13 protein-coding genes are annotated in these 13,351 nt (G+C 64.4%); 9 read left to right on the top strand and 4 right to left on the bottom strand.

The genetic code is table 11. The features are described 5' to 3' along the window. Window positions 1-24: 24 nt before the first annotated feature. Window positions 25-429, bottom strand: a complete 405-nt coding sequence (locus tag AX767_RS01065; RefSeq protein ID WP_068627967.1) for a hypothetical protein — start codon at window positions 427-429, stop codon at window positions 25-27. Window positions 430-697: 268 nt separating this feature from the next. Here AX767_RS01065 and AX767_RS01060 point away from each other — a divergent pair, with 268 nt between their 5' ends. Genes AX767_RS01060 through dusA form a run of 3 tightly spaced genes read left to right on the top strand, consistent with a single transcriptional unit; the run spans window position 698 to window position 2,569 of the window. Then, on the top strand, window positions 698-916 hold the full coding sequence (locus tag AX767_RS01060) for a hypothetical protein (protein ID WP_068627966.1): 219 nt from the start codon (window positions 698-700) through the stop codon (window positions 914-916). Then, a complete protein-coding gene (locus AX767_RS01055) occupies window positions 909-1,613 on the top strand; it encodes a hypothetical protein (RefSeq protein WP_210392530.1) in 705 nt (234 codons plus the stop codon). Before AX767_RS01060 ends, AX767_RS01055 begins: the two co-directional genes overlap by 8 nt. After that, window positions 1,565-2,569 (top strand): tRNA dihydrouridine(20/20a) synthase DusA, encoded by a 1,005-nt coding sequence (gene dusA, locus AX767_RS01050; protein ID WP_068627964.1) that lies wholly within the window; start codon window positions 1,565-1,567, stop codon window positions 2,567-2,569. Before AX767_RS01055 ends, dusA begins: the two co-directional genes overlap by 49 nt. A 27-nt stretch (window positions 2,570-2,596) precedes the next feature. On the opposite strand, the gene AX767_RS01045 is transcribed toward dusA, so the two are convergent. Further along, window positions 2,597-3,244: a GntR family transcriptional regulator gene (locus tag AX767_RS01045; RefSeq protein WP_068627963.1), complete on the bottom strand. Its 648-nt coding sequence runs from the start codon at window positions 3,242-3,244 to the stop codon at window positions 2,597-2,599. A gap of 90 nt (window positions 3,245-3,334) precedes the next feature. On the opposite strand from AX767_RS01045, the gene scpA reads away from it, so the two are divergent. From scpA to AX767_RS01015, 6 genes are read left to right on the top strand one after another with little or no spacing between them, the layout of a single operon-like run. After that, window positions 3,335-5,497: a methylmalonyl-CoA mutase gene (gene scpA / locus AX767_RS01040; RefSeq protein ID WP_068627962.1), complete on the top strand. Its 2,163-nt coding sequence runs from the start codon at window positions 3,335-3,337 to the stop codon at window positions 5,495-5,497. A 12-nt stretch (window positions 5,498-5,509) separates the two neighbouring features. After that, window positions 5,510-5,980, top strand: a complete 471-nt coding sequence (locus tag AX767_RS01035) for a GNAT family N-acetyltransferase (protein ID WP_068627961.1) — start codon at window positions 5,510-5,512, stop codon at window positions 5,978-5,980. Window positions 5,981-6,024: 44 nt separating this feature from the next. Then, window positions 6,025-7,044: a methylmalonyl Co-A mutase-associated GTPase MeaB gene (gene meaB, locus AX767_RS01030; RefSeq protein WP_068633229.1), complete on the top strand. Its 1,020-nt coding sequence runs from the start codon at window positions 6,025-6,027 to the stop codon at window positions 7,042-7,044. Window positions 7,045-7,086: 42 nt separating this feature from the next. Continuing rightward, window positions 7,087-8,631 (top strand): acyl-CoA carboxylase subunit beta, encoded by a 1,545-nt coding sequence (locus tag AX767_RS01025; protein ID WP_068627960.1) that lies wholly within the window; start codon window positions 7,087-7,089, stop codon window positions 8,629-8,631. A 10-nt stretch (window positions 8,632-8,641) separates the two neighbouring features. Then, window positions 8,642-10,690, top strand: a complete 2,049-nt coding sequence (accC, locus tag AX767_RS01020; RefSeq protein WP_068627959.1) for an acetyl-CoA carboxylase biotin carboxylase subunit — start codon at window positions 8,642-8,644, stop codon at window positions 10,688-10,690. Further along, window positions 10,687-11,190, top strand: coding sequence for a VOC family protein (locus AX767_RS01015; protein WP_068627958.1), 504 nt, complete (start codon window positions 10,687-10,689; stop codon window positions 11,188-11,190). The genes accC and AX767_RS01015 overlap by 4 nt, the downstream gene beginning before the upstream one ends. 6 nt (window positions 11,191-11,196) lie before the next feature. Here AX767_RS01015 and AX767_RS01010 read toward each other — a convergent pair whose 3' ends face one another. Further along, a complete protein-coding gene (locus tag AX767_RS01010) occupies window positions 11,197-11,820 on the bottom strand; it encodes an RnfABCDGE type electron transport complex subunit B (protein WP_068627957.1) in 624 nt (207 codons plus the stop codon). Window positions 11,821-11,845: 25 nt separating this feature from the next. Continuing rightward, window positions 11,846-13,246: a polyhydroxyalkanoate depolymerase gene (locus tag AX767_RS01005; protein ID WP_068627956.1), complete on the bottom strand. Its 1,401-nt coding sequence runs from the start codon at window positions 13,244-13,246 to the stop codon at window positions 11,846-11,848. Window positions 13,247-13,351 lie beyond the last annotated feature (105 nt).

Here is a 13,351-nt window from a genome sequence, read left to right as displayed (position 1 = left end):
TCGGCTGACGTTCTCGCTTCGGGCTTAAAGGTCTTCGATGACCAGCGCGCGATAGCGCTGGGCCATCGAATACGGCACCTGCCGGACCCGCTTCATGAGCAGCTCGGCCGCCGCCTCGTCGTCGGTCTTCACCAGCAGGGCGGTGTGTCCTTCGCGCGCGAGCTTGGTGTAGGCGCGAACCGTCGCGCCCTCACTGCCGGCGGATGGCAGCGGATTGTCGGCATCCGCGACGGTCGGCGTGATCTGCGAGAGGATGACTTCAGGCGGGATCAGATAAATCGCATCACCGCTCACGCCATCCGACATCACGTCCTGGCCGACCTTGCGGGCATGTTCCGCGTCGGGAAACAGCACCATCGAATGGCCCGTGGGATAAAACGCGCCGCCGATCATTGCGCGCATTTTTGAATCGATTGCGAATGGCTTCATGGGTAGGGTCTCCTTGTCAATCCGTCGGAATACCTTGCAAAGGTTAGGGACCCCGGACAGCGCGCGATGTAGGAGGCAAGACCTGCGGCAGCAAGGCAAATCGGACGAATTGCACCCATCGCACTGGTTGCCCCCATCGGTCTTATTACTAGTTGTCACATTTGTAGCAAAACGTGAATTTGTGCTTTTGCGTTCAGGGGGCAGATCCATAGGATCGGCGCAGTTCCAATTCAATTTTTCTCTCTTCACCCTTTCTGACCCCCCTCCAATGCCGAAACTGCGAAATATCGCGTTGACCGTCCAGGAACTCGAAGAGGGCGAGTTCTATTGGGTGTTGCTGGAAGCGACGGACTCCATGATGGAAGACGCGCTGCCCTATTTGCCGGTGGAAGCCGCGGTCAAGCCGTATTCGAATTACGGTGACGCCTGGGTCGCGGGCCTCGCGATGATTCGAAAATCGTTTGGAAGAGAAGGTCCGCGTGCTTGAATCGGCGCGTTCCTGGAGGGAAGACATGCGTAGAACTCAAATGGCACTGGCCGTCGTGCTGATCGTTGCGGGCGTCATCTTCTGGTTTCATCGCCCGACGACGCAAGGCGAATGGGCCGCCTGGGTGCAGGCGTTCGGCGTGCTGGCAGCCATCGGTTGGGCGTTGCGGGCGCAGGAACGTTTTGCCCAGCAGAACGCCCGTCAGGCCGCACAGGTGGCAGCGATGTTCGCTTCCAACATGCATTGGGTGTTTCGCGAACTGAGCGATGCGTGCAGCAAACAGGCGTGGGCCGACTACACCGTGCATCGCCGCATCCTCGAAGAAATTCTGGCGCAGGGCCGCGAGGTGACCTTGCAATTGCTCGACGGCCGCTCGCTCGCGATGGTCGGCAGCCTGCGTGCGATCGCGGTCGAAGCGCTGGAGATCACGGCATTGCATGCCGAAGGCCGCAAGTGGCGCGAGCTTCACGCGCATTTCGAAAAGCGCTTGCCGAGCATCTCGGCATGGCTGTCGGCCACCGGCAATCCGCCGGAAAGCAGCGGCCCCACCGACTACGCGGACTGCGCACCTCGTTCGGGCAAATCGGCAACCCCTGAGAGACAATCGAAGGCTTTGCCGGGCCGCGCCCGGCCAACCGTTTTCGTCCCATGTCCACGCCCGATCCCATCGCCAGTCGTTTTTCGCCAGACCGCGTGAGCGTCGCGCCGATGATGGATTGGACCGATCGGCACTGCCGCTACTTCCATCGGCTGCTGACACGCCACGCGCTGCTCTACACCGAGATGGTGACGACCGGCGCCCTCATTCATGGGGACGTGCCGCGCCACTTGCGCTTCAACGCCGAAGAGCACCCGATCGCCCTGCAACTTGGCGGCAGCGAGCCGGCCGATCTCGCCCAGTGCGCGAAGCTCGGCGAGCAATGGGGCTACGACGAGATCAACATCAATTGCGGCTGCCCGAGTGAGCGTGTGCAGCGTGGCGCCTTCGGGGCTTGCCTGATGGCCGAGCCGCAGCTGGTCGCCGACGGCGTGAAAGCGATGCTGGACGTGGTGAGCGTGCCGGTCACCATCAAGCACCGCATCGGCATCGACAAGACGGAAAACTACGAGTTCGTGCGCGATTTCGTCGGTACGGTGGCCGAGGCGGGCTGCAAGACATTCATCGTTCATGCGCGCAACGCCTGGCTCAAAGGCCTGTCGCCCAAGCAGAACCGCGAAGTGCCGCCGCTGCGCTATGCGCTGGTGCACCAACTCAAGCACGACTTTCCGGCGCTGCGCTTTTCGATCAACGGCGGCTTCGCCGAGCCCGGCCAGGTGCACGAGCAGCTGCGCCTGCTCGACGGTGTCATGGTCGGCCGCGAGGCGTATCACAACCCCTGGTGGCTGGCTGGCTGGGACGCCGACTTCTTCGGCATCACGCCTCGCGACATCACCCGCGAAGGCATTGAGGCGCAGATGTGCGATTACATGTTGCGCGAGGCGGCTGAACACGGCACGCCGTTATCGAATATCGCGCGCCACATGCTCGGCCTGCGCAATGGCCTGCCCGGTGCGCGCCGCTGGCGGCAGGTGTGGAGCGACCACAAACTCAAGGACATGCCGCCGCACGCGGTGATGGCGCTGGCGCACGAGCCGGTGGCGCTCGCGGCCTGAGTCACGCGTCGCCGTGCTGAAGGTCGCTCAGGTAGCCGCTTCGAGCCCGCTGGCAAAGTGTTCGCGCATGCGCGCCGCCGCGGCCTGTGGTTCCCGCGACTCGATGGCGGCCATCAGCGCCCGGTGTTCGGCCAGCGATTCGACGAGGCGGCCCGACTTCAGCAGCGAGTTGTGCCGGTTGAGCTTCATCACTTTGCGCAGATCGGCCACCACCTGGTCGCGCCAACGGTTGTCGGCGATGGCGAGCAGGCGCATGTGAAAGCGCTCGTTGATCGCGAAGAAAAGTTCGCGGTCGACGTGGCCCGGACAGGCGGTCGCTTCGAGTTCGTCGTGCAACCGGCGAAGATCGTTCAACTGGGCCTCGGTCGCGCGCTCGGCGACCACACCGGCCGCATCGCTTTCGAGCAAGCTGAGGAGGTGATAGACATCTGTCAAGTCCTGCTCCGACACCTCGGTCACGTAGGCACCGCGCCTCACTTTCATCGTCACCAGGCCCTCGGCGGCGAGCACCTTCAGCGCCTCGCGCAGGGGCGTGCGACTGATGCCGTATTCCTCGGCCAGCTTCATCTCGTCGATCCAGCTGCCCGGCTCGAGTTCACGCTGGAAAATGCGCTGACGCAGCCCTTCGGCCACCTCTTCGTAAAGGGCGCGCGGTGTCAGGGTGAAGGCGGACATGAGCGCGACTGTACTTCAGAAATCTCGATTGAATTAATAATTACGGACGGTTAGACTTGCCAAAACCTGCACGGACGCCGACGCCTCGCCATGAGTACACCTGAACCGATCTTCAAGCCCGCCGACCTCGCTGCCTGGACACTGGCCGCCGCCAAGTCGGCGCCCGGTGGCGATGTGAGCGCACTGAACTGGCGCACGCCCGACGGCATCACGGTCAAGCCGCTGTACACCGCGGCCGATCTTCAGGGCCTCAAGTACACCGACACGCTGCCGGGCTTCGAGCCGTATTTGCGCGGCCCGCAGGCCACCATGTACGCGGTGCGGCCATGGACCATCCGCCAGTACGCGGGCTTCTCGACGGCGGAAGAGTCGAACGCCTTCTATCGCAAGGCGTTGGCGGCCGGCGGACAAGGCGTGTCGGTCGCCTTCGACCTGGCCACGCACCGCGGCTACGACAGCGACCACCCGCGCGTGACCGGCGACGTCGGCAAGGCCGGCGTGGCGATCGATTCGGTCGAGGACATGAAGATCCTGTTCGACCAGATCCCGCTCGACAAGGTCTCTGTGTCGATGACGATGAACGGCGCGGTGCTGCCGGTGCTGGCGGGCTACATCGTGGCGGGCGAAGAGCAGGGCGTGGCGCAGGACCAGTTGAGCGGAACCATCCAGAACGACATCCTCAAGGAGTTCATGGTCCGCAACACCTACATCTTCCCGCCCGCGCCGAGCATGCGGATCATCGGCGACATCATCGAGTACACGGCGCACAAGATGCCCAAGTTCAACTCGATCAGCATCAGCGGCTATCACATGCAGGAAGCCGGCGCCAACCAGGCGCTGGAGCTGGCCTTCACGCTGGCCGACGGCAAGGAGTACGTGAAGACCGCGCTGGCCAAGGGCCTCGACGTCGACGTGTTCGCCGGGCGCCTCTCCTTCTTCTGGGCCATCGGCATGAACTTCTATCTCGAGGTCGCCAAGATGCGCGCGGCGCGCCTCCTGTGGTGCCGGATCATGAAGGACTTCGAGCCGAAGAACGCGAAGAGCCTGATGCTGCGCACGCATTGCCAGACCTCGGGCTGGTCGCTGACCGAGCAGGACCCTTACAACAACGTGGTGCGCACCACCATCGAGGCGATGGCCGCGGTGTTCGGCGGCACGCAGTCGTTGCACACCAACGCCCTCGACGAAGCCATCGCGCTGCCGACGGAGTTCAGTTCGCGCATTGCGCGCAACACGCAGCTCATCATCCAGGAAGAGACGCACATCACCAGCGTGATCGACCCGTGGGCCGGCAGCTACATGATGGAGAAGCTCACGCAGGACATGGCCGATGCCGCGTGGACGATCATCGAAGAGGTCGAGGCGATGGGTGGCATGACCAAGGCCGTCGACAGCGGCTGGGCCAAGCTCAAGATCGAGGCGGCCGCGGCCGACAAGCAGGCGCGCATCGACTCGGGCCGCGACGTGATCGTCGGCGTCAACAAGTACAAGCTCAAGACCGAGGACGCGATCGACAGCCTGTCGATCGACAACGTGAAGGTGCGCGATGGGCAAATCGCCAAGCTGCACGCCATCCGCGAGAAGCGCGACACCGCGAAGACGCAGGCCGCGCTCGACGCGCTGACCGCTGCCGCCGAGAGCGGCGAAGGCAACCTGCTTGCGCTCAGCATCGACGCGGTGCGCCTGCGCGCGACGGTCGGAGAAATCAGCGACGCGCTGGAGAAGGTCTACGGCCGCCACCGCGCCGACACGCAGAAGGTCACGGGCGTCTACGCCGCTGCCTACGACTCGGCCGAAGGCTGGGAGGCGCTGCAGCACGAGATTGCGGCCTTCGCCGAAGAGCAGGGCCGCCGTCCGCGCGTGATGATCTCCAAGCTGGGCCAGGACGGGCACGACCGCGGCGCCAAGGTGGTGGCCACCGCCTTCGCCGACCTGGGCTTCGACGTCGACATGGGCCCGCTGTTCCAGACGCCCGAAGAGTGCGCCCGCCAGGCCATCGAAAACGACGTGCATGCCGTCGGCGTGAGCACGCTCGCAGCTGGCCACAAGACGCTGGTGCCCGCGATCATCGCGGAGCTCAAGAAGCAGGGCGCCGACGACATCATCGTGTTCGTCGGTGGCGTGATTCCGCGCGGCGACTACGAAATGCTGTACGAGGCCGGCGTCAAGGGCATCTACGGCCCGGGCACGCCGATCCCTGCGAGCGCGAAGGACGTGCTGGAGCAGATCCGCGCCTCGCTGGCAACGGCCTGAGCGGAGCGCGACGTGGAGGATATTTCGTCGCGGCTGGCGTTCCAACCGGTGGTGGACAACGATTTCGAAGCCATGCTGGCATTGCGCATCGACGCGATGCGCCCGAGCCTGGAGCGCGTGGGTCGCTTCGATGCCCACCGCTCGCGCGAGCGGTTGAGCGCCGGTTTCGTGATTCCTTTCATGCACCACATCGTGCTCGACGGCGGCCAGCGCGTTGGTTTCGTCACGCTCAAGCCCGAAGGCGCCGACGCCTTGCGGCTCGACCATTTGTACTTGCGCACCGGCTTCCAGAGCATGGGCATCGGCGACTGGGTGCTGCGATGGGCGATGGCGCATGCGCGCGAACAGGCGCGCGACATCAAGCTCACCGCGCTCGTGCAAAGCGACGCCATCCGCTTCTACCAACGCCACGGATTCGTCCTCGAAGGCGAAGAGGGTGTTGACTTGCACTACCGTTGGCGCGTTCAGGAGGCGATGGCTTGACGGCGGTGGCAGCACTTGAAGCCGCGCTGATCGCCGACGCCGCGATGCCGCAGCGCCGCGCCATCGCCAAGGCGATCACGCTGCTCGAATCCACGCGCCCCGACCATCGGTTGCAGGCCGACGAACTGCTCACGGCGCTGCTGCCGCGCACCGGAAACTCGTTTCGCCTGGGCATCTCCGGCGTGCCGGGCGTGGGCAAGTCCACCTTCATCGAAACGCTGGGCCTGTTCCTCATCGACCTGGGGCACCGCGTCGCCGTGCTCACCATTGACCCGTCGTCGACCGTGTCGGGCGGCTCGATCCTCGGCGACAAGACGCGCATGGAGCGGCTGTCGGTGCACGAGCGCGCGTACATCCGGCCGAGCCCGTCGTCGGGCACGCTGGGCGGCGTCGCGGAGAAGACGCGCGAGGCCATGCTGGTGTGCGAGGCTGCGGGCTATGACATCGTCATCGTCGAAACCGTGGGGGTGGGCCAGAGCGAAACGGCCGTCGCGGGCATGACCGACATGTTCGTGCTCATGCAACTGCCCAACGCCGGCGACGACCTGCAAGCGATCAAGAAGGGCGTGATGGAGCTGGCCGACCTCGTCGTCATCAACAAGGCCGACATCGACAAGGATGCGGCCACACGCGCGCAGGCGCAGATCACGTCTGCAATGCGGCTCTTCGGTCACCACGGCAATCCGGCACACGCGCAGGCCATGCACGCGGCGCATGCCACGCCTGGCTCGCCCGAGGCCGAAGTGCGCTTCTGGCTGCCGCGGGTCATGCAGCTCAGCGCACTGCTCGGCACCGGCGTCGACACGTTCTGGGCATCGGTCAGCGAGTTCCGGGCGCTCCAGACAGCCAACGGCAAGCTCGACACGCGACGCGAGAAGCAGGCGCTTTCGTGGATGTGGGAGCGCATCGACGCGGGTCTCAAACAGGCTTTCAAGCAGCATCCGCAGGTACGCGAGTTGTTGCCGGAATTCACGCGACAGGTGGCGGCGGGCAAGTTGCCCGCATCGACCGCCGCACGCAATTTGCTCGCCGCGTCGGCCGGGCCGGCGCAGGCCGCCATCTAGAAATATTGCCAATCGAATCTTCAGCCTCGGAAACACCACACCATGCAAGAACTGATCGACCAACTCGAAGAACGCCGCGCGAAAGCCCGCCTCGGTGGCGGACAGAAGCGCATCGACGCGCAACACAAGAAGGGCAAGCTCACCGCGCGCGAGCGCATCGAACTGTTGCTGGACGACGGCACTTTCGAAGAGTGGGACATGTTCGTGGAGCATCGCTCGGTCGACTTCGGCATGGCCGAGCAAAAGATCCCGGGGGACGGCGTGGTCACCGGCTACGGAATGATCAACGGCCGCCTCGTGTTCGTGTTCAGCCAGGACTTCACCGTGTTCGGCGGCGCGCTCAGCGAAGCGCACGCCGAGAAGATCTGCAAGGTGATGGACCAGGCAATGAAGGTCGGCGCACCGGTCATCGGCCTGAACGATTCGGGTGGCGCGCGCATTCAGGAAGGGGTGGCCTCGCTCGGCGGCTACGCCGACGTGTTCCAGCGCAACGTGATGGCCAGCGGCGTGGTGCCGCAGATCAGCATGATCATGGGCCCGTGCGCGGGCGGCGCCGTCTATTCGCCGGCCATGACCGACTTCATCTTCATGGTGAAGGACTCGAGCTACATGTTCGTGACCGGCCCCGAAGTCGTGAAGACGGTGACGCACGAAAACGTGACGGCCGAAGAGCTCGGCGGCGCCATCACCCACACCACGCGCAGCGGCGTGGCCGACATGGCCTTCGAGAACGACGTCGAGGCGCTCATGATGCTGCGCCGCCTCTACAACTACCTGCCGCTCAACAACCGCGAGAAGCCGCCGGTGCGCCTGGGCAACAACGGCAAGGGCGACCCGGCCGACCGGCCGGACTATTCGCTCGACACGCTCGTGCCCGACAACGCCAACAAGCCCTATGACATGAAGGAGCTGATCGTGAAGGTCGTCGACGACGGCGACTTTTTCGAGTTGCAGCCCGAGTACGCGAAGAACATCGTGATCGGCTTCGCGCGCATGGAAGGCCAGACGGTCGGCATCGTTGCGAATCAGCCGCTGGTGCTGGCGGGTTGCCTGGACATCAAGTCGTCGATCAAGGCGGCGCGCTTCGTGCGCTTTTGCGATTGCTTCAACATTCCGGTCGTCACCTTCGTCGACGTGCCCGGCTTCATGCCCGGCACGGGGCAGGAGTACGGCGGCATCATCAAGCACGGGGCCAAGCTGCTCTATGCGTACGCCGAGTGCACGGTGCCGAAGATCACCGTCATCACGCGCAAGGCCTACGGCGGTGCTTACGACGTGATGGCGTCCAAGCACCTGCGCGGCGATGTCAACCTCGCCTGGCCGCGCGCCGAGATCGCGGTGATGGGCGCGAAGGGCGCGGTCGAGATCATCTTTCGCGAAGACAAGAACGAACCCGAGAAACTCGCCGCACGCGAGGCCGAATACAAGGCGCGCTTTGCCAACCCGTACGTGGCGGCAACGCGTGGCTACATCGACGACGTGATCCTGCCGCACGAGACACGCAAGCGAATCTGCCGGTCGTTGGTGATGCTGCGTGCCAAAAAACTGGAAAACCCGTGGCGCAAGCACGGCAACATTCCGCTCTGAGAAGAACAACATGTTCAAGAAAATCCTGATCGCCAACCGCGGCGAAATCGCCTGCCGCGTCATCAAGACCGCGAAGAAGATGGGCATCCTCACGGTCGCCGTCTATTCTGACGCCGACAAGGAGTCGCGCCATGTCGAGCTGGCCGACGAGGCGGTACACATCGGTGCGGCGCCGTCGCGCGAGTCGTACCTGCAGGCCGATCGCATCATCGCGGCGTGCAAGAAGACAGGCGCCGAGGCGGTGCACCCGGGCTACGGCTTCCTGTCGGAGAACGAAGCCTTCGCGCGCAAGGTCGAAGAAGAGGGCATCGTCTTCATCGGTCCCAAGCACCATTCGATCGCGGCGATGGGCGACAAGATCGCTTCCAAGAAGCTCGCGAACGAGGCGAAGGTCAACACGATCCCGGGCTGGAACGAAGCCATCGAAACTGCCGAGCGTGCCGTCGAGATCGCCAAGGACATCGGCTACCCCGTGATGATCAAGGCCTCGGCCGGTGGCGGCGGCAAGGGCCTGCGCGTGGCGCACGACGACAAGGAGGCCTTCGAGGGTTTCACCGCCTGCCGCAACGAGGCGCGCAACTCCTTCGCAGACGACCGCGTCTTCATCGAGAAGTTCGTGGTCGAGCCGCGCCACATCGAGATCCAGGTGCTGGGCGATTCGCAGGGCAACGTGATCTACCTGAACGAGCGCGAGTGCTCGATCCAACGGCGGCACCAGAAGGTCATCGAAGAAGCGCCGTCGCCATTCATCACCGACGCCACGCGCAAGGCGATGGGCGAACAGGCGGTGCAGCTCGCCAAGGCCGTGAAGTACCAGAGCGCGGGCACGGTCGAGTTCGTGGTCGGCAAGGACCAGAGCTTCTACTTCCTCGAGATGAACACGCGGCTGCAGGTGGAGCACCCGGTCACGGAGTGCATCACCGGACTCGATCTGGTCGAGCTGATGATCCGCGTCGCCGCTGGGGAGCCGCTGCCGCTCAAGCAAGCCGACGTAAAACGGGAAGGCTGGGCCATCGAGTGCCGCATCAACGCCGAAGACCCGTTCCGCAACTTCTTGCCGTCGACCGGTCGACTGGTCAAGTTCCAGCCGCCGACCGAGACGATGTTCTCGGCCGACACCGACCACCTGTACGGTGTGCGCGTCGACACCGGCGTGTACGACGGCGGCGAGATCCCGATGTTCTACGACTCGATGATCGCCAAGCTCATCGTGCACGGCAAGGACCGCAACCACGCGATCGCGAAGATGCGCGAGGCGCTCAACGGCTTCGTGATTCGCGGCATCAGCAGCAACATCCCGTTCCAGGCGGCGCTGCTGGCGCACCCGAAGTTCGTCTCGGGCGACTTCAACACCGGCTTCATCGCCGAGCACTACGGCCAGGGTTTCCTTGCCGAAGACGTACCGCACAGCGACCCTGAGTTTCTGATCGCGCTGGCCGCCTATGTGCACCGCCGCTACCGCGCGCGGGCGTCGGGCATCAGCGGTCAACTCGAAGGGCACGGCGTCAAGGTCGGCGAGCAGTTCGTGGTGGTCGAACTGGGGCCGGAAGGCAAGCATGTGCACCACCCGGTGTCGGTCACCGACTTCCAGGGGCGCAATGGCGCCAGTGCCGTCGCGGTGGGTGATCGCAGCTACAAGATCGACAGCAACGGTGCGCTCGGCAGCATTCGCGTGGAAGGCACCACAAACGACAAACCGTTCGTGGCGCAGGTCGAGCGGGGTGCGGGCAAGAATCCATTGGCGTTGCGCGTGTCGCACGACGGCACGCAGATCGAGGCCATGGTGTTGTCACCGCTCGGCGCACGTCTCCTGGAATTGATGCCCTACAAGGCGGCGCCGGATTTGAGCAAGTTCCTGATTTCGCCGATGCCGGGCCTGCTCGCCGAAGTGTCCGTGCAACCGGGTCAGCAAGTTCGCGCCGGCGAGAAGCTCGCGGTGATCGAGGCCATGAAAATGGAGAACGTGCTGTTTGCCTCGCAGGACGGCGTGGTCGGCAAGATCTCGGCGAACAAGGGCGAGTCGCTCGCGGTCGACCAGATCATTCTGGAGTTCACATGAACGCGCGGCCCCTTCGACAAGCTCAGGACAGGCCTTTCAAGGTGCTGGGCATCCAGCAGATCGCGATCGGAGGCCCGGACAAGCTGCGCCTGCAGAAGCTCTGGGTCGACATGCTCGGCCTCGAAGTGACGGGCACGTTCAAGAGCGAGCGCGAAAACGTCGACGAAGACATTTGTGCCATCGGCAGCGGTCCGTTCAAGGTCGAGGTCGATCTGATGCAGCCGCTCGACCCCGACAAGAAGCCGGCGGTGCACAACACGCCGCTCAATCACATCGGGTTGTGGATCGACGACTTGCCCGTCGCCGTCGAATGGCTGACGGCGCAGGGCGTGCGCTTCGCGCCGGGCGGCATCCGCAAGGGCGCGGCCGGCTTCGATATCTGCTTCATGCATCCGAAGGCGAACGATGAGTTCCCGATCGCGGGCGAGGGCGTGCTGATCGAAATGGTCCAGGCGCCGCCGGAAGTGGTCAAGGCCTTCGCGGCGCTCTCGGCCGGCTGATCGGCATCAGGGCTTGCGCGCCGCCGACGCCGCGCGGGCGCGCGCCAGGGCGGCTTCGACGATCGCGCGCTTGCGACTGCCCGCGTCGTCGAGCGGCGCTTCTTCTGGCGCTTCGGGGTTCTGGCTCCCGGCAACAGGGCGATGCGTGGCATGCAAACGATAACGCTCGCGCGCACTGTTCGCTTGCGTCGCCGACCAGGCCTGCCAACCCGTTCGACCCGGCGTCTCGACTTCCAGCGAGATGCAGTCGACCGGGCACACCGGGATGCAGAGCTCGCAACCGGTGCAATGCGCCTCGATGACCGTGTGCATGTGTTTGTGGATGCCGACGATCGCGTCGGGCGGGCAGGCGTCGAGGCAGAGCGTGCAGCCGATGCACCAGGCCTCGTCGATGACGGCCATCGAACGCGGTCCTTCGGTGCCGAATTGCGGGTCGAGTGCGAGCACCGGTCGACCCGTCAGCCGCGCGAGCCGAGCGATGCCTTCGGCGCCGCCCGGCGGGCACTGGTTGATGCCCGCTTCGCCCGCGGCGATCGCGTCGGCATAGCCGGCACAGTCGGGATAGCCGCAGCGCGTGCACTGCGTCTGCGGCAGCGCGTCGTTGATGCGCGCTGCCAGCGTCGCTGTCATGACCGCGCGTCTTTCTCGGGTGCGCTCAGCGCGCGCTGGTGCTGCGCGCCTTGCGTGCAGGCTTCGCGGCGGCCAGCGCCTTGGCCGGGCGCTTGCGAGCGGGCTTGACCGTTTCTTCGGCGGTGACTTCGACGGCAGGCGTCTTGGCGCCGGCGCGCTTTTGTGGCGTGTCGTGTGCGGCGATGAATTTCTGCACCTTCGGGTAGACCGTTTCGCGCCAGCGGCGGCCGCTGAAGATGCCGTAGTGGCCGGCACCTTTGGCTTCGAAATGCTCGCGCTGGGTGGCTGCAATGCCGGTGCACAGGTCATGCGCGGCCTCGGTCTGGCCCGAACCCGAGATGTCGTCGAGTTCGCCTTCGACGGTGAGGAGCGCGATGGTGCGGATGTCCTGCGGACGGACGCGCTCGATTTGCCCGGCCGGGTTCTTCACATCCCACGTGCCATGCACGAGGTTGAAGTCCTGAAACACGGTGCGGATCGTGTCGAGGTAGTAATCGGCGTCCATGTCGAGCACCGCGTTGTACTCGTCGTAGAACTTGCGATGGGCCTCGACGCTCGCGTCGTCACCCTTCATCAGGTCCTTGAAATAGTCGTAGTGGCTGGTCGCGTGGCGGTCCGGGTTCATCGCGACAAAACCGGTGTGCTGCAGGAAGCCGGGGTACACGCGGCGGCCCTCGCCGGCAAAACCTTTCGGCACACGATAGATCACGTTGTTTTCGAACCAGTCGAAGCCCTTGGTGGTCGCGAGATTGTTCACCGCGGTCGGCGACTTGCGAGCGTCGATCGGGCCACCCATCATGGTCATCGTGAGCGGCAGTGTCTCGCCGCGACTGGCCATGAGCGAGACGGCGGCCAGCACCGGCACCGTCGGCTGGCAGACGCTCACCACGTGACAGTTGCCGTATTCGGCCTGCAGATCACGAATGAATTCCTGCACGTAGTTGATGTAGTCGTCCAGGTGGAATTCGCCTTCGGAAGTCGGCACCAAGCGCGCGTTCTTCCAGTCGGTGATGTAGACCTTGTGGCCCTGCAACATGGTGCGAACCGTGTCTCGCAGGAGCGTGGCGTAGTGGCCCGACAGGGGCGCCACGATCAGCACGACAGGCTGGCTCTTGAGCTTCTTGAGCGTGTCGGGCTCATCGGTGAAGCGCTTGAAGCGGATCAGCTGGCAGAACGGCTTGTCTTTTGCCACCGCCTCCTGGATCACGACATCGTCGCCATCGACATTCACGCTCTTGATGTTGAACTCGGGCTTTTCGTAGTCCTTGCCCAGACGATAAAGAAGGTCGTAGCCGGCAGCCATGCGCTGTGCCATCGGCATCTGGCTCCAGATGGCACCGGGGCCATACAGCTTGGATGCAGCCTGTGCGAAATCGGAAAACGGTTCCATCAAGGAACGTTGCGCTTCGTAGAGTTGATACAGCATGGGACCCTGGGGCTTGTTATGTTGCGGTGCAATATATCAGCAGCATTGCGCTGCCGAAGTAGGCACAAACACCCAGAATGCGTCGCCTCGGTGACGCCCTGAAAC

This window comes from Variovorax sp. PAMC 28711 (assembly GCF_001577265.1).
Taxonomy (GTDB): Bacteria; Pseudomonadota; Gammaproteobacteria; order Burkholderiales; family Burkholderiaceae_C; genus Variovorax.
The sequence above is the reverse complement of the archived record's forward strand: the minus strand, read 5'-3'. Positions and strand labels throughout refer to the sequence as shown.